This is a genomic window from Enterobacter cloacae complex sp. P16RS2, assembly GCF_014982155.1.
In the GTDB taxonomy this organism is placed as follows: domain Bacteria; phylum Pseudomonadota; class Gammaproteobacteria; order Enterobacterales; family Enterobacteriaceae; genus Enterobacter; species Enterobacter cloacae_M.
The window spans coordinates 21,682-39,091 of sequence record NZ_JADCKW010000042.1 but is presented as its reverse complement, the minus strand read 5'-3'; the positions used below and the strand labels follow the sequence as shown (position 1 = coordinate 39,091).

Below are 17,410 nucleotides of genomic sequence, written 5' to 3'. Positions count from 1 at the left end.
ATGCGTTACGTTGATGAATACCGCGCGCCCGAGCAGGTGCTGCAGCTTATCGGGCACCTGAAAACGCGCGCCGCGCTGCTGGATTACACGGCGGAAAACCCCTTGCGGATCATGGAGGTGTGCGGCGGACATACGCACGCCATCTTCAAATTTGGCCTCGACCAGCTGCTGCCGGAGAACATCGAGTTTATCCACGGCCCCGGCTGCCCGGTGTGCGTGCTGCCGATGGGGCGCATCGACAGCTGCATCGAAATTGCCAGCCAGCCTGACGTCATTTTCTGCACCTTTGGCGACGCGATGCGCGTGCCGGGGAAAACCGGCTCGCTGCTGCAGGCGAAAGCGCGCGGGGCCGACATCCGGATCGTCTATTCGCCGATGGATGCCCTGACGCTGGCGGAGGACAACCCCGCGCGCAAAGTGGTGTTTTTTGGCCTGGGGTTTGAAACCACCATGCCCGCCACCGCCATCACGCTGCAGCAGGCGAAAGCGCGCGGCGTCGGGAATTTTTTCTTCTTCTGCCAGCACATTACGCTCATTCCCACGCTGCGCAGCCTGCTGGAAGAGCCGGGAAACGGCATTGACGCCTTTCTGGCACCGGGGCACGTCAGCATGGTGATTGGCACAGACGCCTACGGTTTTATCGCTGAACAGTACAATCGTCCGTTAGTGGTCGCTGGTTTCGAACCACTTGATCTACTGCAAGGTGTGACCATGCTGGTTGAGCAGAAAATAGCGGCCCTGAGCGCGGTGGAAAATCAGTACCGCCGCGTGGTGCCGGATGAGGGAAATGAACGGGCGCAGCAGGCGATCGCCGACGTGTTCAGCGTTGAGGGCGACAGCGAGTGGCGTGGTCTGGGGCTGATTGCCGAATCCGGCGTGCGCCTGACGTCAGCCTATCGCGCGTTCGACGCCGAAGCGCATTTCTGCCCGCAGCCGCAGCAGGTTTGCGACGATCCCCGGGCCCGCTGCGGCGACGTGCTCACCGGTAAATGCAAACCGCATCAATGCCCATTATTTGGCAATACCTGTAACCCGCAAACGGCGTTTGGCGCGCTGATGGTCTCCTCCGAAGGGGCATGTGCCGCGTGGTATCAGTATCGCAACCAGGAGAGTGAAGCATGAATACGGTTGAAATGGCGCACGGCAGCGGCGGACAGGCGATGCAGCAGTTGATTAACCGGCTGTTTATGGAAGCCTTCAACAACCCCTGGCTCGCCGAACAGGAAGACCAGGCGCGCATTGACCTCGCCACCCTCACCGCGCAGGGCGACAGGCTGGCCTTCTCCACCGACAGCTACGTGATTGACCCGCTGTTCTTCCCCGGCGGCGATATCGGCAAGCTCGCCGTCTGCGGCACGGCCAACGACGTGGCGGTCAGCGGTGCCGTTCCGCGCTACCTCTCCTGCGGGTTTATCCTCGAAGAGGGATTACCGATGGAGACGCTCACGACAGTGGTCAACAGCATGGCGCAGACCGCGCGCGAGGCCGGGATAGCTATCGTCACCGGCGATACCAAAGTGGTGCAGCGCGGCGCGGCCGACAAGCTATTTATCAACACCGCCGGCATGGGCGCGATCCCCGCCGATATTCACTGGGCGGCGAAGCGGCTTAGCGTGGGCGACGTGCTGATCGTGACCGGAACGCTGGGCTGCCACGGGGCGACCATCCTTAACCTGCGCGAAGGTCTGGGGCTGGACGGGGAACTGCGCAGTGACTGCGCGGTGCTCACCCCGCTGATCCAGACGCTGCGGGGTATTCCCGGCGTGAAAGCCCTGCGGGACGCCACGCGAGGCGGCGTGAATGCCGTGGCACACGAATTTGCGGCAAGCTGCGGGTACGGGATTGAACTCACCGAGCGCAGCCTGCCCGTTAAGCCTGCCGTTCGCGGGCTTTGCGAACTGCTGGGCCTTGACCCGCTCAACTTTGCCAACGAAGGCAAACTGGTGATTGGCGTTGAACGCTCGGCCGCGGAAGCCGTTCTTGAACAGCTGCGGGCTCATCCCTCAGGAAAAGAGGCGGCGATGATTGGTGAAGTGGTTGAGCGCAAAGGGGTGCGCCTGGCCGGGCTTTATGGCGTGAAGCGGACGCTGGATCTGCCGCACGCGGAACCCTTACCCCGTATTTGCTAGAACCGCGCCAAAAGCGGTCAGCACTGAATGTCTCTTTTTTTGCCAGTTTCTATTGGAAAGCAATATGCCGTATACACCGATGAGCGATCTTGGACAGCAGGGCCTGTTTGACATCACGCGCACACTTTTACAGCAGCCCGATCTCGGTGCGCTGAGCGATGCCCTGACGCGGCTGGTCAGGCAATCGGCGCTGGCGGACAGCGCCGCGATTGTGCTCTGGCATAGCGGAACGCAGCGCGCGAGCTACTACTCGACGCGTGATAATGGCAAAACGTTTGAATACGAAGACGAAACGTATCTGGCGCACGGCCCGGTGCGCCGCATACTCTCCCGGCCTGAAGTGCTGCACTGCAGCTTTGCGGAGTTCCGCCAGGCGTGGCCGAAGCTGGCGGAGAGCGACCTCTATCAGCCTTTCGGGCATTACTGCATGCTGCCGCTGGCGGCTGAGGGCCAGATTTTTGGCGGCTGCGAGTTTATCCGCACGACCGACCAGCCCTGGAGCGAGGCGGAATACGAGCGCCTGCACACCTTTACCCAGATTGTGGCCGTCGTCGCGGAGCAGATCCAAGGCCGCGTCACCAATAACGTCGATTACGACCTGCTGAGCCGCGAGCGCGACAACTTCCGCATTCTGGTCGCCATCACCAACGCCGTGCTCTCCCGCCTGGACATGGACGAGCTGGTCAGCGAAGTCTCGAAAGAGATCCACCACTATTTCAAAATAGACGCCATCAGCATTGCGCTGCGCGGCCATCGCAAGGGCAAGCTGAACATCTACTCCACGCATTATCTCGATGAAGCCAACCCGGCGCACGAGCAGAGCGAAGTGGACGAAGCGGGCACCCTTTCTGAGCGGGTCTTCAAAAGCAAAGAGATCCTCCTGCTCAACCTGAACGAGCAGGACCCGGTCGCGCCGTACGAGCGGATGCTGTTTAACACCTGGGGCAATAAAATTCAGACCCTGTGCCTGCTGCCGCTGATGTCCGGTAACACCATGCTGGGCGTGCTGAAGCTGGCGCAGTGCGAGGAAGGCGTGTTCACCACCGCCAACCTGAAGCTGCTGCGCCAGATTGCCGAGCGTATTTCCATCGCCCTGGATAACGCCCTCGCCTATCAGGAAATTCATCGTCTGAAGGAGCGGCTGGTGGATGAGAACCTGGCCCTGACCGAACAACTCAACAACGTGGACAGCGAGTTTGGCGAAATCATCGGACGTAGCGACGCCATGTACAACGTGCTCAAGCAGGTTGAGATGGTGGCGCAAAGCGACAGCACGGTACTGATTCTGGGCGAAACCGGTACGGGTAAAGAGCTGATTGCCCGCGCCATCCACAACCTGAGCAACCGCAACAGCCGTCGGATGGTGAAGATGAACTGCGCCGCGATGCCCGCAGGGCTGCTGGAAAGCGACCTGTTCGGCCACGAACGAGGTGCCTTTACCGGGGCAAGCAGCCAGCGGCTGGGCCGGTTTGAGCTGGCGGACAAAAGCTCGCTGTTCCTCGACGAAGTGGGCGATATGCCGCTGGAGCTACAGCCGAAACTGCTGCGCGTCCTGCAGGAGCAGGAGTTTGAACGTCTTGGCAGCAACAAGCTTATCCAGACCGACGTGCGGCTGATTGCGGCCACCAACCGGGACCTGAAAAAAATGGTCGCCGACCGCGAGTTTCGCAGCGACCTTTACTATCGTCTGAACGTCTTCCCGATCTTCCTGCCGCCGCTGCGCGAGCGCCCGGAAGATATCCCCCTGCTGGTCAAAGCCTTTACCGCGAAGATCGCGCGCCGGATGGGGCGAAACATTGACAGTATTCCTGCCGAGACGTTGCGTACCCTTTCATCGATGGAATGGCCCGGCAACGTGCGCGAGCTGGAAAACGTCATCGAACGCGCGGTGCTGCTGACGCGCGGAAACGTGCTGCAACTCTCCCTGCCTGAAGTTACGCTTCCTGACGTAACCGCGCCCGCCGCCGAGACAGCGAAAGAGGGAGAAGATGAATATCAGCTCATTATGCGCGTGCTGAAAGAGACCAACGGCGTGGTCGCCGGGCCAAAAGGTGCCGCCCAGCGCCTGGGGTTAAAACGCACCACCCTGCTGTCACGCATGAAGCGTCTCGGGATTGATAAAGAGAGCCTGGTTTAAGCCCCCCAATCCGGCGGTGTTGCTCTGACACCGCCTTTCGTTACCCTGCGCAATGTCCCTCATTGACACAAAATCGTTTCCTCTGTATAAAATTCCGCCTTAATAATGAGTTTCATTTGCATCAATAATAATATTAATCAAGGGTAGCGTTTCATGAAGAAGGTCATCTGCGCGTTAGGCCTGGCGGTTGCGTCGGTCAGTTCTGCTCTGGCAACCACATATCCTCTGACCATTGAAAACTGTGGCTATAAAGAGACATTCACCAAAGCGCCGGAACGCGTCGTGGCCCTGGGTCAGAATACCGTCGAAATCTTGCTCCTGCTGGGGCTGGAAGATAAGGTGAAGGCCAGCGCCTTCTGGCCGACGAAAGTGTTGCCGCAGCTCGCGGAACAGAACGCAAAAATCAAAACCCTGACGGTCGAAATCCCTACCCTTGAATCCGTGCTTGCGCAAAATCCCGACTTTGTCCCCGCCCAAACGCCGCTGTTGCTGGGGCCGGAAAGCAAGGTCGCAAAACGCGACGATCTGATGACCCTGGGCGTGAACAGCTACGTGTCACCGGGCATGTGCGCGACCAAAAAAGCCACGGGCGATATGTACGGCAGCCGCCAGAAACTGTGGGGTATGACGTATCTCTATCAGGAGATTGAGGATTTCGCCAAAATCTTTAACGTTGAAGACCGCGGTCAGGCCGTGATTGCCGATTTCAAAAAACGTGAGGCCGACCTGCGTAAGGAATTCGGCAAGAACAAAAAAGACCTCTCGTTTGTCTTCTGGTTCTCCAGCTCATCCCCCTCTGCGGACGCCTACGTAGGCGGTAAAAATAGCCCCTCCGGGTTTATTGCGAGCCTGATGGGCGGGCATAACGCCATCACCTCCGAGACCGAATGGCCAACCGTGGGCTGGGAAAGCATTATTGCCGCCAATCCGGATGTGATTGTGGTCTCCAGCCTGGACCGCAACCGCTGGGCGCTGGATAACGCGGAAGAAAAAATCAAATTCCTGAAGAGCGATCCTGCCGTCAGCCAGCTGGACGCGGTGAAAAAAGGCCACATCGTGGTGATGGACGGTCAGGCCATGAACCCGACGATTCGCACGATTTACGGGGCTGAGCAGGTCGGCGAACAGCTCAGAAAGCTGGGGCTGAACTGATGACAATCGCCGTTCTTCAGGCCCGGCAGAGCCTGGTTCTGACGACCTCGGCTTTGCTCGCCCTGGTACTGCTATTTCTGGTGATCGCCCTGAGCGTCAGCGTCGGCGAGCTGTCCATCCCGCTTGATAACGTGTTTTACGCCATCAGCAATAAAATGGGGCTCACCGAGGTTCCGCTCACTCGCATCTATGAAAGCGTGATCTGGGACTTTCGCCTGAGCCGCGCGCTGGTGGCGGCCTGCTGCGGCGCGGGGCTGGCCATCTGCGGTGCCGTATTGCAGAGCTTGCTGAAGAACGCGCTGGCGGAACCCTACGTGCTCGGCGTGTCCGCGGGCGCGTCGACCGGGGCGGTTTCTGTTGTCGTATTGGGGATCGGCACCGGTGCGGTCTCCCTTTCTGCCGGTGCCTTCGCCGGGGCATTCGCCGCGTTTGCGTTTGTCGCGTTTCTGACGAACGGCGCGCGCGGCGGGAATGAACGTACTATTCTGGCAGGCGTCGCCGCCTCGCAGCTTTTCAACGCCATTACCGCCTACACCATCAGCACCTCCGCCAGCGCCCAGCAGGCGCGCGACGTGATGTTCTGGCTGCTGGGCAGCTTCAGCGGCGTACGCTGGCCTGAATTCCAGCTGGCACTGGTCGTGGTGCTGATTGGGTTAGCCATTTGCCTCTACTATTCCCGGGCGCTGGATGCCTTTACGTTCGGTGACGACGCAGCCGCGTCGCTGGGCATTGCCGTTCCCTGGGTGCGCCTGGCGCTCTTTACCACCACCGCGCTGATTACCGCAACCATCGTCAGCATGGCGGGGTCAATCGGCTTTGTCGGGCTGGTGGTGCCGCACGTGATGCGTTTCCTGTTCGGGCCGCTGCACCGCACGCTGCTGATTGCCAGCGCGCTGGCAGGCGCGATCCTGATGGTGCTGGCAGACATTGCCTCACGCATGCTGATTGCACCGCAAAGCCTGCCCGTCGGCGTGGTCACCGCGCTGGTTGGCGTCCCCTTCTTTGCCGTGATTATTTACCGTTCAAGGAATAAGTGATGAGCATCTGCGCGGAAAATATTACCTGGAAGGTCGGCAAAAAAGTCATCGTTAATGACGTCTCGCTGAAGGTGTCACGGGGCGAAACGGTAGGACTGCTTGGCCCTAACGGCTGCGGTAAATCCTCTCTTTTACGTATCCTCGCGGGGCTGCGTCGCCCGGATGCTGGCTGCGTCACCCTGGACGGACAGGACATTACCCGCATCGCCAAAAAACAGCTTGCCCGCCGGGTCGCCTTCGTGGAACAGCACGGCATGACTGACGCCAACATGCGCGTGCGCGACGTGGTGAAACTTGGACGTATTCCGCACCACTCCGCCTTTTCCAACTGGAGCACGCACGATGACGAAACCGTCACCGCCGCTCTGCAGCGCGTGGATATGCTGGATAAAAGCGACCAGGGCTGGCTGAGCCTCTCCGGCGGTGAACGTCAGCGCGTCCACATTGCCCGCGCGCTGGCCCAGACCCCGACGGAAATCCTGCTGGATGAACCGACCAACCACCTGGACATTCATCATCAGATGCAGCTGATGCAGTTGATCAGCGAATTACCGGTCACCAGCATTGTCGCCATCCACGATCTCAACCACGCCTCGATGTTCTGCGACTCGCTGATTGTTATGCAGAAAGGGCACATTGTGGCGACGGGAACACCGCAGGACATCCTGTCCGAGTCGCTGCTCTGGGACGTCTTCCGGGTCAAAACCAAAATTGAGATCTCACCGTTCCATGGCAAAAAGCACATTCACTTTATCGTTTAGGGGCGAGTGAACAACGATGCCCCTTCGCCCTGCCACCACGCTCTGGCCGCCCGTCTTACTGGGTAGCCAGTTTGTTTTTAACATCGGCTTTTACGCCGTTGTTCCCTTCCTGGCGATATTCCTGCGCGACGACATGCTGCTCTCCGGCGGGCTGATCGGGCTGATCCTCGGCCTGCGCACCTTCTCTCAGCAGGGGATGTTTATCGTCGGCGGCGCGCTCTCGGACAGGTTTGGCGCGAAAGTCGTTATCCTGAGCGGCTGTATTGTTCGCGTTGCGGGGTATCTGCTGCTGGCGTTCGGAGGATCGCTGTGGCCGATTATTCTGGGCGCATGTTTGACAGGCGTGGGCGGCGCGCTGTTTTCTCCGTCGATTGAAGCATTGCTGGCGAAAGCGGGCACGCACAGCGAGGCGAAAGGTAAACGAAGCCGGGCGGAGTGGTTCGCGCTCTTTGCGGTCTGCGGGGAACTCGGTGCGGTACTGGGCCCGGTTGCCGGCGCCCTGCTCACCGGCCTGGGCTTTCGCCAGGTGGCGCTGGCGGGCGCAGGGGTCTTTATCGTTGCGCTGGTGGTGCTCTACTTTCGCCTGCCCGCGTCACGCCACGCCTCGCGGACGCTGAAGCTCGTTCCCTGGTGGACGACATTCCGCCAGCCCCGCTTTGTCGCCTTTATTATTGCCTATAGCTCGTGGCTTTTGAGCTATAACCAACTCTATCTGGCGTTGCCGGTAGAGATCCAGCGTTCCGGCGGTAACGAGAAAGATCTCGGCCCGCTTTTTATGCTGGCCTCTGTCCTGATCGTGGCGTTACAGCTGCCGCTGGCGCGTTTCGCCCGGCGCGTGGGCGCGGTGAGGATCCTGCCGGTGGGCTTTTTGCTGCTCTCCGCCGCCTTTGCAAGTGTGGCAATGTTTGCGTCGACGGCACCGCCAGAGGGCTGGCTGCGCCTGCTGCCGTCGGTCTGTTTCGTGACGCTGTTGACGCTGGGGCAGATGCTGCTGGTACCCTCGGCAAAGGATCTGATCCCAAGGTTTGCCGAAGAGTCCACGCTGGGGGCGCACTATGGCGCACTCGCCACCGCTGGCGGAGTCGCGGTCCTGACGGGGAATTTGCTGTTTGGCAGTCTGTTGGATCGCGCCCTGGTGCCCTCCACGCAGGCGATGCTTCCCTGGCTGCTGCTGGCCCTCTTCCCGCTCTGCAGCGCGCTGGCCATGAACGTGATTTGCCGCCCGCTCAGAAGCTGAACCGGTCACTTTTTCGGACGATACTTTTCCGGCAGTTCCGGTACGGGACGACGATCATCCATCAGATGACGGACGGTCAGAATCGGGTGACGCCAGAGCATTCGCGGGCCTGCCCAGCGCATAATTTGCTTCATCTCTTCGCGTTTGGCAGGCTGGTAGCAGTGGACCGGACACTGTTTACAGGCAGGCTTTTCCTCCCCGAAAACGCATTTATCCAGGCGCTTATCGGCATAGGCATTTAGCGCCTGATAGTGCCCCTCTTCCGCAGAGGCCTGAGGACACTGCTTCTGATACAGCGCGATCATTTTCGCGATGGTCTCTTTTTCGCGTGAAATTCGTTTACCGGACATAGCGACTTACCGAACAATAAAGTGCAAAAATAATACACCTTTCAATGCAGAATTTCAGTTTTTGCATGCGGTTTTCTGAAGCCTGATTCCAGTTTTAGCCCTGCACCGCCCGACAATCACTGGTATTTTATACAGGCATCAGTAATGACTTTTATCCGTGTTGTCGGGAGACCCTATGCAAGAACTTGCTATCAACAAACCCTACCGCCATTTAAAAGTGGGATATTTTAGAAAGCGCCATGAAGACCGCAATACCAAGATACCGAAGCGCTACAGCGTGCATGCGGCGCTGAGCTTAAAAGGTGACTGGCTTGAAAAAGCGGGATTTACGACCCATTCCCGAGTCAGGGTGGGCGTGGAGCATGGAAAAATTGTCATCGAATTAATGTCGGAAGATGCCTCGTAAAGCCACGACATTTTTCTGCGCCGGACCTTTTTTTCATGCGACAATAGAAGGAACAAACGGCCATTGAGCCCATCAAAACGGTTTATTTTCAAAGAAATGGACATCATAACTCCATGAGCACAATCGACAATTTCGACGCACATACGCCGATGATGCAGCAGTATCTGAAGCTGAAAGCACAGCATCCGGAAATCCTGCTGTTTTACCGTATGGGCGATTTTTACGAGCTGTTTTATGACGATGCTAAGCGTGCATCGCAGCTGCTCGACATCTCGCTGACCAAACGTGGCGCATCGGCAGGCGAACCCATTCCTATGGCAGGTATCCCGCACCACGCGGTAGAAAACTACCTGGCGAAGCTGGTGAATCAGGGCGAGTCCGTTGCCATCTGCGAACAGATCGGCGATCCGGCGACCTCAAAAGGCCCGGTGGAACGCAAAGTCGTGCGCATCGTCACGCCTGGCACCATCAGTGATGAAGCCCTGTTACAGGAGCGCCAGGATAACCTGCTGGCAGCGCTGTGGCAGGACGGTAAAGGGTTTGGCTACGCGACGCTGGATATCAGCTCCGGACGTTTTCGTCTGAGTGAACCGGCTGACCGTGAAACGATGGCTGCCGAACTGCAGCGCACCAACCCTGCAGAATTGCTCTATGCCGAAGATTTCGCTGAAATAGCGCTGATTGAAGGTCGTCGCGGGTTGCGCCGTCGTCCGCTGTGGGAATTCGAAATTGATACCGCGCGCCAGCAGCTGAATCTGCAGTTTGGCACCCGCGATCTGATTGGCTTTGGCGTTGAAAACGCACCGCGCGGGCTGTGTGCGGCAGGTTGCCTCCTGCAGTACGTGAAAGATACCCAGCGCACCGCCCTGCCGCATATCCGATCTATCACCATGGAGCGCCAGCAGGACAGCATCATCATGGATGCCGCCACGCGCCGTAACCTGGAGATCACGCAGAACCTGGCGGGTGGCGTAGAAAATACGCTCGCGTCGGTCCTCGACAGTACGGTTACGCCAATGGGCAGCCGCATGCTGAAACGCTGGCTGCATATGCCGATCCGCAATACCGAGACGCTGGTTTGCCGTCAGCAGACGATTGCCGCGCTGCAGGATCGTTATACCGAGCTGCAGCCGGTCCTGCGTCAGGTAGGCGATCTGGAGCGTATCCTTGCGCGTCTGGCACTACGAACAGCGCGACCACGTGACCTCGCGCGGATGCGCCATGCTTTCCAGCAGCTGCCGGAACTGCGCGCGCAGCTGAGTGACGTTGACAGCGCGCCAGTACAGAAACTGCGCGAAACCATGGGCGAATTTACCGAGCTTCGCGAACTGCTGGAGCGCGCCATTATCGATGCGCCTCCGGTTCTGGTGCGTGATGGCGGCGTGATTGCCCCAGGCTACAACGAAGAGCTGGACGAATGGCGCGCGCTGGCCGACGGTGCGACGGACTATCTCGACAAGCTGGAAATCCGCGAGCGCGAACGTCTTGGGCTCGACACCCTGAAAGTGGGGTATAACGCGGTACACGGTTACTACATTCAGATTAGCCGCGGGCAGAGCCACCTGGCGCCGATTCACTACGTGCGTCGCCAGACGTTGAAAAACGCCGAACGCTACATCATTCCTGAACTGAAAGAGTACGAAGACAAAGTCCTCACCTCGAAAGGCAAGGCGCTGGCGCTGGAAAAACAGCTTTATGACGAGCTGTTTGACATGCTGATGCCTCACCTGGGCGACCTGCAGCAGAGCGCCAGCGCGCTGGCGGAGCTGGACGTGCTGGTCAATCTGGCAGAACGCGCTGAAACGCTGAACTACACCTGCCCGACCTTTACCGATAAGCCCGGCATTCGCATCACTGAAGGCCGTCACCCTGTGGTAGAGCAGGTGCTGAACGAACCGTTCATCGCCAACCCGCTGAGCCTGTCACCGCAGAGAAGAATGTTGATCATTACCGGTCCGAACATGGGCGGTAAGAGTACCTATATGCGTCAGACGGCGCTGATTGCGCTGCTCGCGTATATCGGCAGCTACGTCCCGGCGCAAAACGTGGAGATTGGCCCCATCGACCGCATCTTTACCCGCGTTGGGGCAGCGGACGATCTGGCGAGCGGACGCTCAACCTTCATGGTCGAGATGACCGAAACGGCAAACATTCTGCATAACGCGACGGAGCACAGCCTGGTGCTGATGGACGAGGTCGGACGCGGAACGTCAACCTATGATGGTCTGTCGCTGGCATGGGCCTGTGCGGAAAGCCTTGCGAATAAAATCAAGGCCATGACGCTTTTTGCCACCCATTATTTCGAACTAACGCAGCTGCCGGAGAAAATGGAAGGGGTTGCGAACGTTCATCTGGATGCGCTGGAGCACGGCGATACCATTGCCTTCATGCACACGGTGCAGGATGGCGCGGCGAGCAAGAGCTATGGCCTGGCCGTCGCGGCGCTGGCAGGCGTACCGAAGGACGTGATCAAGCGCGCGCGTCAGAAACTGCGTGAACTGGAAAGCCTGTCACCGAATGCGGCGGCGACGCAGATTGATGGCACCCAGATGTCGCTGCTGGTGCCTGCGGAAGAGACGTCGCCTGCGGTGGAAGCGCTGGAGAACCTCGACCCGGATTCACTGACGCCGCGTCAGGCGCTGGAGTGGATTTACAGGTTGAAGAGTCTGGTTTAGTTTTCTGCGGTCTGTTTTGTCGGGTGGCGGCTTCGTCTTACCCGACCTACAAAACCGTAGGCCCGGTAAGCGCAGCATCACCGGGCTTTTTTTTTACAGCAGCGGCGGGATTGTCGGCACCTGCGGCGCCTCATCAATATCCTTCTGCGTCATGCGGAACGCTTCCGGATAGTGCTCGCGGCTGGTGCGGCGCAGCGGTTCGGTATCGCGCCAGGTATACAAACAATGCTGGCACTGATAAACGGTCCAGACCCCTTTTACCGGCGACGTCGCCATCACTTCAATATGCTCATCGGCACAACGTGGACAAATCATCTTTTCCTCCTTATTGACGTGCTGCCAGCATCGCGGTCAGTTTTTCAGCCCAGGCTTTGGTTTCAGGCAGATCCTGTACCGGCTGGCTGTAGTGGCCCCGGGTGTCCGGCGCGACAGGCGTGGTGGCATCGATAATCAGTTTGTCGGTAATGCCAGCCGGGCTGGAACCGGGATCGAGTTCAAGGACCGACATGTTCGGCAGTTGCACCAGATCGCCTGCCGGGTTCACTTTCGACGACAGCGCCCACATCACCTGCGGAAGGTTGAACGGATCGACATCCTCATCCACCATAATTACCATCTTCACGTAGCCGAGGCCGTGCGGCGTGGTCATGGCGCGTAAACCGACCGCGCGGGCAAAACCGCCGTAGCGTTTTTTGGTGGAGATAATCGCCAGCAGACCGTGGGTATACATCGCATTCACCGCCTGCACTTCCGGGAATTCCGCTTTGAGCTGCTGGTAGAGCGGGACGCAGGTAGCCGGCCCCATCAGGTAGTCAATCTCGGTCCAGGGCATGCCGAGGTAGAGCGACTCAAAAATCGGTTTGGTGCGGTAAGAGACTTTGTCGATACGGACAACCGTCATGTTACGACCACCGGAATAGTGTCCGGTAAACTCGCCGAACGGCCCCTCGATTTCACGCTTGCGGCCTTCAATCACCCCTTCCAGGATCACTTCAGAACCCCATGGCACATCGAAGCCGGTCAACGGCGCGGTGGCAATCGGGTACGGGCTTTCACGCAGCGCGCCAGCCATTTCATACTCTGACTGATCGTATTTCAGCGGCGTCGCGCCCATCAGGGTAATGATCGGATCGTTGCCGAGGGTAATGGCAATCGGCAGGTCTTCGCCGCGCTCTTCGGCTTTGTGCAGATGCAGAGCGATATCGTGCATCGGTACCGGCTGCAGGCCGAGCTTGCGCTTGCCCTTCACTTCCATGCGGTAGATGCCGACGTTCTGCTTGCCGAAGTTATCCGGGTCAAGCGGATCGCGCGAGACGACGCACGCTTTATCGAGATAGAAACCCCCGTCGCCGTCGTTCAGCCGGAACAGCGGCAGAATATCGAACAGGTTAATGTCTTCACCGTCCACCGTATTCTGCGCCCAGGCCGGGTTGGCGCGGCGCTCCGGTGTAACGGGAAATTTATCCCAGCGGCGGATAAATTCGTCGATCTGTTTTTTTACCGGGGTGTTCGCAGGCAGCCCCATCGAAATGGCGTGGTTCTGCCAGGAGCCGATGGTGTTCATCACCACGCGGGCATCGGTAAAGCCACGAATGTTGTCGAACCACAGCGCGGGCGCGCCGTCGCCAATGCGGCCGGTCGCGTTGGCTGCCGCCGCCAGATCGGGCTCGGCGTTAACCTCTTCCTCAATTTTCAGCAGTTGCCCTTGCTCATCGAGCGCCTGCAGGAAGCTTCTCAAATCATCAAATGCCATCTTTATTCTCCTGTGCAAAATGTTTCGCCTCCCGCAGCCCGTTCCAGCGGCGCGCCTTTTTATGCTCCAGACCGAACTGGTCGAGCACGCGGGTCACGATGTGCTGGGTAATGTCATCGGCGGTTTGCGGGTGGTTGTAATAGGCAGGCATGGGCGGCACCATCGCCACGCCCATGCGGGAAAGGGCAAGCATGTTCTCAAGATGAATGGTGCTGAGCGGCGTTTCACGAGGTACCAATATCAGCTTGCGCCCCTCTTTCAGCACCACGTCCGCCGCACGTCCAACCAGCCCTTCGGCGTAGCCCGCGCGGATACCCGCCAGCGTTTTCATGCTGCAGGGAATGACGATCATCCCGTCGGTACGAAACGAGCCGGAGGAGATGGTGGCGGCCTGGTCAGCCGGACTGTGGACAACGTCAGCCAAAGCAGCAACGTCCTGCGCGGTGTAAGGAGTTTCCAGCTCAATGGTGGTTTTTGCCCACTTAGACATCACCAGATGCGTCTCCACCTCCGGCATTTCCCGCAGCGCCTGCAGCAGCGCCACGCCCAGCGGTGCGCCCGTTGCCCCCGTCATTCCTACTATCAATCTCATTCATCACCTCAATTATTTGTTCGCATACGAACATTTTAAATAAGCTACTCCAGGATCGTTTTCCTGGCAAGATCGTTCGCATACGATCACACGAATGGCTAAAAGATGCCGCGTTAAAATTGAGAGCAATAGCGGCTATCATAGGGGAGAGATTTTTTCCGTCGGAGTGTTCATGGAACTAAGACAAGAGGCGTTCCACCTGTTACGTCAGCTTTTTCAACAGCATACCGCGCAGTGGCAACATGCCTTACCGGAACTGACCAAGCCACAGTATGCGGTGATGCGCTCTATTGCCGAGCATCCGGGTATTGAACAGGTGGCGTTGACCGAAGTGGCGGTCAGCACGAAAGCGACCCTGGCGGAGATGCTCAGCCGCATGGAGGCGCGCGGTCTGGTCAAACGCGAGCACGATCCGGCCGATAAGCGCCGCCGGTTTGTCTTCCTGACGCCAGAAGGTGAAGCCCTGCTTGCTGGCTGTAAACCGGTTGGCAACGAGGTGGATGAGGCGTTTTTAGGACGTCTTAACAAGGCCGAGCGGGAGCAGTTCTCCGCGCTCATCAAAAAGATGATGCACGATTAATTCACGCTGGCGCGCATAAAATCGATAAAGGTGCGCACCTTCGCCGACACGTGCCGGGCATCGGGATAAACCGCATATATGCCCTGCTGCGCAAAGGTATATCCCGGTAAAACCGGGACCAGTTTTCCCGCATCAAGCGCATCGCGCGCCAGCCATTCCGGCAGTAACGCCACACCTCCGCCAGCAAGTGCAAAGGCCATAAGGGCCTGAGCGCTGTCGGCAAACAGGCGCGGCGCTTTTTTTATCTCCAGCGTTTCAGGCGCACCGCTGGCATCCTTCACCTGCCAGCGCAGCGGCGAGGCCAGACGCTCGTGAATAATCCAGTCCGCGTGGGCCAGCTGCGCAAGCGTTTCGATCGGATGGTTAACCTGCCACCCGGGCGTCGCAACGGGGAGAATAGAGAAGTGCGAAATCAGCGCGGCGTGGTTGCGCGAATCGGCAAGCGTTCCCAGACGGATGGCTACGTCAAAGCGCTCCGAGATAAGGTCGGCATGCAGGGACGACGAAACGTGCCGCACGCGAAGATCCGGGTGCTGCTGGCTAAACCTGGCCAGCAGCGGCACCACCACCTGTGAGCCATACTCGGGCGTAGTCGTGATCCGCAGTTCGCCAGTGAGCCCCGCATGATTCGCGCGGACATCATCCTGCAGCCGTTCCGCATCCTTCAGAAGCGCCACGCTGCGCTGATGAAATAGCGCGCCCGCCTCGGTTAACGTCAGACGGCGGGTGGAGCGCAGCAGCAACGTAACGCCCAGCTCATCTTCTAGCTGGCGAATATTGAAGCTGACCACGGCTTTTGTCAGCCCCATTGCCTCGGCTGCGGCAGTGAAACTGCCCGTGTCGGCCACCGCAACAAACATCTGAGCCCGCTGCAGGTTAATCATCATCACGCCCTTTACTGTCAAAATATTTTTGACAGTATATCGCGCTTTGTCAGGTTTATCCGTGCTTCCCGGATCGATACGATACGCCACCTCACCGGAGGATCCACCATGACGTATCGCAGCAAAGTCGCCGTTGTTTATCTGCTGGGCTTTTTTCTTGATTTAATCAATATGTTTATTGCCAGCGTCGCCTTCCCGGCAATGGCCCAAGCCTTTAACACCACGCCTTCAGCCCTCGCCTGGGTCAGCAACGGGTACATAGCCGGCCTGACGCTGGTGATCCCGTTCAGCAGCGTGCTCACGCGCCGCATCGGGCCTAAGCGCGTCATCCTCCTCTCGCTTTTTCTGTTCAGCGCAGCCTCCGCAGCGGCGGGCCTGTCTGCAACGCTTGAAAGCCTGATCGCCTGGCGAGTACTCCAGGGCGTGGGAGGGGGCTTACTGATCCCCGTCGGACAGGCGCTGACCTGGCAACAGTTTAAGCCTCACGAGCGTGCCCGACTCTCCTCGGCGGTGATGCTGGTCGCGCTGCTTGCCCCGGCCTGCTCCCCTGCTATCGGAGGCCTGCTGGTGCAGACGCTAAGCTGGCGATGGATATTTTTCGCCACGCTACCGGTCGCTGTCGTGACCTTTGTTTTGGCCTGCCTGTGGCTTAAACACGAGATGCCCGCGATGAAAGCGGCCAGACTGCTAAACCTGTCGTTGCTCGCGGACCCGCTTTTGCGTTTTTCGATGCTTGTTTATTTATGCGTTCCCGGCGTATTTATTGGGGTGAACGTCACGGGCATGTTTTATCTTCAGCACGTGGCGAACATGAGCCCAGCCGCAACGGGGATGCTCATGCTGCCGTGGTCCGTGGCATCGTTTATCGCCATCACGGCAACGGGACGCTATTTTAACCGTATCGGCCCCCGACCGCTGATCGTCATCGGCTGCCTGCTGCAGGCGACGGGTATCCTGCTTTTGATTAACGTCAGTTCGGCTACGCTGCTGCCTGCCGTTGCGTTTACCTTAATGGGCGCTGGGGGAAGCCTGTGCAGCAGTACGGCTCAGAGCAGCGCTTTTCTGACGACGCGCCGGGAAGAGATGCCGGATGCCAGCGCGCTGTGGAATCTTAATCGTCAGCTGAGCTTTTTTGCCGGAGCCCTGCTGCTGGCGCAGGCACTGAGCCTGGCGCAGGCCTGGCTGCCACCGCTCGCCGCCTGGCACGGGATGTTTATTTTTGCCGCAGGCATGACCCTGCTGCCTGTTGTACCGTACATTTTTCGTCTTAACAATACGCAGGTGCTCACCCAGCTGCGACAGGAGAATTCATGACGCCTTTCGAACACGACATTATCGACCTCCACATTGCGCTTGAAGGCTGGTTAGGAAAAGGTGAAGGTGATTCCGACGCCCTGCTCGCCCGCTTCAGCCCGGATTTTATGATGATCCCACCGGGCGGCGTTCAGATCGACTATATCGGTCTTGCCAGTTTTCTGGAAAATCAGCGCGGAAGCCGTCCAGGACTGAAGATCGTCATTGACGAATTATCCACGATCCAGCGCTGGGATCGTGGCGCGGTGCTCCACTACCGGGAGACGCAAACCCGGCCGGACCTGCCCGTCAACGTGCGCTGGTCAACCGCGGTGCTCAATCAGGAAGGCGATCGGATAGTGTGGCGTCTGCTGCACGAAACGACTAAGCCGTAGCGCAAAAGAAAAAGGCCCGTCTCACGACG

The 17,410-nt window shown here is 58.8% G+C and carries 17 protein-coding genes; 12 read left to right on the top strand and 5 right to left on the bottom strand.

Annotation, left to right across the window (positions count from 1 at the left end):
• The 7 genes from hypD (at position 1) to INF68_RS20860 (ending at position 8,453) form a co-directional block, all read left to right on the top strand.
• Positions 1-1,122, top strand: a complete 1,122-nt coding sequence (gene hypD, locus INF68_RS20890) for a hydrogenase formation protein HypD (protein WP_126785868.1) — start codon at positions 1-3, stop codon at positions 1,120-1,122.
• Positions 1,119-2,129 carry a hydrogenase expression/formation protein HypE gene (hypE, locus tag INF68_RS20885; protein ID WP_126785867.1) on the top strand — a complete coding sequence of 337 codons (1,011 nt, stop codon included), beginning with the start codon at positions 1,119-1,121 and terminating at the stop codon, positions 2,127-2,129. Before hypD ends, hypE begins: the two co-directional genes overlap by 4 nt.
• A gap of 64 nt (positions 2,130-2,193) precedes the next feature.
• Positions 2,194-4,266, top strand: a complete 2,073-nt coding sequence (flhA, locus tag INF68_RS20880) for a formate hydrogenlyase transcriptional activator FlhA (RefSeq protein WP_126785866.1) — start codon at positions 2,194-2,196, stop codon at positions 4,264-4,266.
• A gap of 153 nt (positions 4,267-4,419) precedes the next feature.
• On the top strand, positions 4,420-5,418 hold the full coding sequence (locus INF68_RS20875; RefSeq protein ID WP_109844669.1) for an ABC transporter substrate-binding protein: 999 nt from the start codon (positions 4,420-4,422) through the stop codon (positions 5,416-5,418).
• Positions 5,418-6,455 carry an iron ABC transporter permease gene (locus tag INF68_RS20870; protein ID WP_045908496.1) on the top strand — a complete coding sequence of 346 codons (1,038 nt, stop codon included), beginning with the start codon at positions 5,418-5,420 and terminating at the stop codon, positions 6,453-6,455. Before INF68_RS20875 ends, INF68_RS20870 begins: the two co-directional genes overlap by 1 nt.
• On the top strand, positions 6,455-7,216 hold the full coding sequence (locus INF68_RS20865; RefSeq protein WP_045908495.1) for an ABC transporter ATP-binding protein: 762 nt from the start codon (positions 6,455-6,457) through the stop codon (positions 7,214-7,216). The genes INF68_RS20870 and INF68_RS20865 overlap by 1 nt, the downstream gene beginning before the upstream one ends.
• A 16-nt stretch (positions 7,217-7,232) precedes the next feature.
• Positions 7,233-8,453 carry an MFS transporter gene (locus tag INF68_RS20860; RefSeq protein WP_126785865.1) on the top strand — a complete coding sequence of 407 codons (1,221 nt, stop codon included), beginning with the start codon at positions 7,233-7,235 and terminating at the stop codon, positions 8,451-8,453.
• A gap of 5 nt (positions 8,454-8,458) precedes the next feature.
• Here INF68_RS20860 and INF68_RS20855 read toward each other — a convergent pair whose 3' ends face one another.
• Positions 8,459-8,803, bottom strand: coding sequence for a nitrous oxide-stimulated promoter family protein (locus INF68_RS20855; RefSeq protein WP_045418265.1), 345 nt, complete (start codon positions 8,801-8,803; stop codon positions 8,459-8,461).
• Between the two features lie 175 nt (positions 8,804-8,978).
• Here INF68_RS20855 and INF68_RS20850 point away from each other — a divergent pair, with 175 nt between their 5' ends.
• Complete coding sequence (locus tag INF68_RS20850) at positions 8,979-9,209, top strand: SymE family type I addiction module toxin (RefSeq protein WP_126785864.1); 231 nt, start codon at positions 8,979-8,981, stop codon at positions 9,207-9,209.
• Positions 9,210-9,322: 113 nt separating this feature from the next.
• Entirely contained in the window at positions 9,323-11,884 is a 2,562-nt protein-coding gene (mutS, locus tag INF68_RS20845; protein WP_126785863.1) for a DNA mismatch repair protein MutS, read from the top strand.
• A 93-nt stretch (positions 11,885-11,977) separates the two neighbouring features.
• Here the strand turns inward: mutS and INF68_RS20840 are convergent, their stop codons facing one another.
• Genes INF68_RS20840 through INF68_RS20830 form a run of 3 tightly spaced genes read right to left on the bottom strand, consistent with a single transcriptional unit; the run spans position 11,978 to position 14,229 of the window.
• Positions 11,978-12,199 (bottom strand): non-oxidative hydroxyarylic acid decarboxylases subunit D, encoded by a 222-nt coding sequence (locus tag INF68_RS20840; RefSeq protein WP_003862116.1) that lies wholly within the window; start codon positions 12,197-12,199, stop codon positions 11,978-11,980.
• A 10-nt stretch (positions 12,200-12,209) separates the two neighbouring features.
• Entirely contained in the window at positions 12,210-13,637 is a 1,428-nt protein-coding gene (locus tag INF68_RS20835; RefSeq protein WP_047348031.1) for a non-oxidative hydroxyarylic acid decarboxylases subunit C, read from the bottom strand.
• Positions 13,627-14,229, bottom strand: a complete 603-nt coding sequence (locus INF68_RS20830; RefSeq protein WP_126785862.1) for a non-oxidative hydroxyarylic acid decarboxylases subunit B — start codon at positions 14,227-14,229, stop codon at positions 13,627-13,629. Before INF68_RS20830 ends, INF68_RS20835 begins: the two co-directional genes overlap by 11 nt.
• 172 nt (positions 14,230-14,401) lie before the next feature.
• Here INF68_RS20830 and INF68_RS20825 point away from each other — a divergent pair, with 172 nt between their 5' ends.
• Positions 14,402-14,809 (top strand): MarR family winged helix-turn-helix transcriptional regulator, encoded by a 408-nt coding sequence (locus INF68_RS20825; RefSeq protein ID WP_023308984.1) that lies wholly within the window; start codon positions 14,402-14,404, stop codon positions 14,807-14,809.
• On the opposite strand, the gene INF68_RS20820 is transcribed toward INF68_RS20825, so the two are convergent.
• Positions 14,806-15,693, bottom strand: a complete 888-nt coding sequence (locus tag INF68_RS20820) for a LysR family transcriptional regulator (protein WP_109844682.1) — start codon at positions 15,691-15,693, stop codon at positions 14,806-14,808. The two genes, INF68_RS20825 and INF68_RS20820, sit on opposite strands and share 4 nt — an antisense overlap.
• A 108-nt stretch (positions 15,694-15,801) precedes the next feature.
• On the opposite strand from INF68_RS20820, the gene INF68_RS20815 reads away from it, so the two are divergent.
• Both INF68_RS20815 and INF68_RS20810 read left to right on the top strand, forming a co-directional pair.
• Complete coding sequence (locus INF68_RS20815; protein WP_126785861.1) at positions 15,802-17,007, top strand: MFS transporter; 1,206 nt, start codon at positions 15,802-15,804, stop codon at positions 17,005-17,007.
• Positions 17,004-17,381: a DUF4440 domain-containing protein gene (locus tag INF68_RS20810; RefSeq protein ID WP_126785860.1), complete on the top strand. Its 378-nt coding sequence runs from the start codon at positions 17,004-17,006 to the stop codon at positions 17,379-17,381. The genes INF68_RS20815 and INF68_RS20810 overlap by 4 nt, the downstream gene beginning before the upstream one ends.
• Positions 17,382-17,410 lie beyond the last annotated feature (29 nt).

What these genes read in the sequence shown, in the direction of transcription:
- hypD (WP_126785868.1), top strand. Translation starts at nt 1, where the DNA reads ATGCGTTACGTTGATGAATACCGCGCGCCCGAGCAGGTGCTGCAGCTT.
- hypE (WP_126785867.1), top strand. Translation starts at nt 1,119, where the DNA reads ATGAATACGGTTGAAATGGCGCACGGCAGCGGCGGACAGGCGATGCAG.
- flhA (WP_126785866.1), top strand. Translation starts at nt 2,194, where the DNA reads ATGCCGTATACACCGATGAGCGATCTTGGACAGCAGGGCCTGTTTGAC.
- INF68_RS20875 (WP_109844669.1), top strand. Translation starts at nt 4,420, where the DNA reads ATGAAGAAGGTCATCTGCGCGTTAGGCCTGGCGGTTGCGTCGGTCAGT.
- INF68_RS20870 (WP_045908496.1), top strand. Translation starts at nt 5,418, where the DNA reads ATGACAATCGCCGTTCTTCAGGCCCGGCAGAGCCTGGTTCTGACGACC.
- INF68_RS20865 (WP_045908495.1), top strand. Translation starts at nt 6,455, where the DNA reads ATGAGCATCTGCGCGGAAAATATTACCTGGAAGGTCGGCAAAAAAGTC.
- INF68_RS20860 (WP_126785865.1), top strand. Translation starts at nt 7,233, where the DNA reads ATGCCCCTTCGCCCTGCCACCACGCTCTGGCCGCCCGTCTTACTGGGT.
- INF68_RS20855 (WP_045418265.1), bottom strand. Translation starts at nt 8,803, where the DNA reads ATGTCCGGTAAACGAATTTCACGCGAAAAAGAGACCATCGCGAAAATG.
- INF68_RS20850 (WP_126785864.1), top strand. Translation starts at nt 8,979, where the DNA reads ATGCAAGAACTTGCTATCAACAAACCCTACCGCCATTTAAAAGTGGGA.
- mutS (WP_126785863.1), top strand. Translation starts at nt 9,323, where the DNA reads ATGAGCACAATCGACAATTTCGACGCACATACGCCGATGATGCAGCAG.
- INF68_RS20840 (WP_003862116.1), bottom strand. Translation starts at nt 12,199, where the DNA reads ATGATTTGTCCACGTTGTGCCGATGAGCATATTGAAGTGATGGCGACG.
- INF68_RS20835 (WP_047348031.1), bottom strand. Translation starts at nt 13,637, where the DNA reads ATGGCATTTGATGATTTGAGAAGCTTCCTGCAGGCGCTCGATGAGCAA.
- INF68_RS20830 (WP_126785862.1), bottom strand. Translation starts at nt 14,229, where the DNA reads ATGAGATTGATAGTAGGAATGACGGGGGCAACGGGCGCACCGCTGGGC.
- INF68_RS20825 (WP_023308984.1), top strand. Translation starts at nt 14,402, where the DNA reads ATGGAACTAAGACAAGAGGCGTTCCACCTGTTACGTCAGCTTTTTCAA.
- INF68_RS20820 (WP_109844682.1), bottom strand. Translation starts at nt 15,693, where the DNA reads ATGATTAACCTGCAGCGGGCTCAGATGTTTGTTGCGGTGGCCGACACG.
- INF68_RS20815 (WP_126785861.1), top strand. Translation starts at nt 15,802, where the DNA reads ATGACGTATCGCAGCAAAGTCGCCGTTGTTTATCTGCTGGGCTTTTTT.
- INF68_RS20810 (WP_126785860.1), top strand. Translation starts at nt 17,004, where the DNA reads ATGACGCCTTTCGAACACGACATTATCGACCTCCACATTGCGCTTGAA.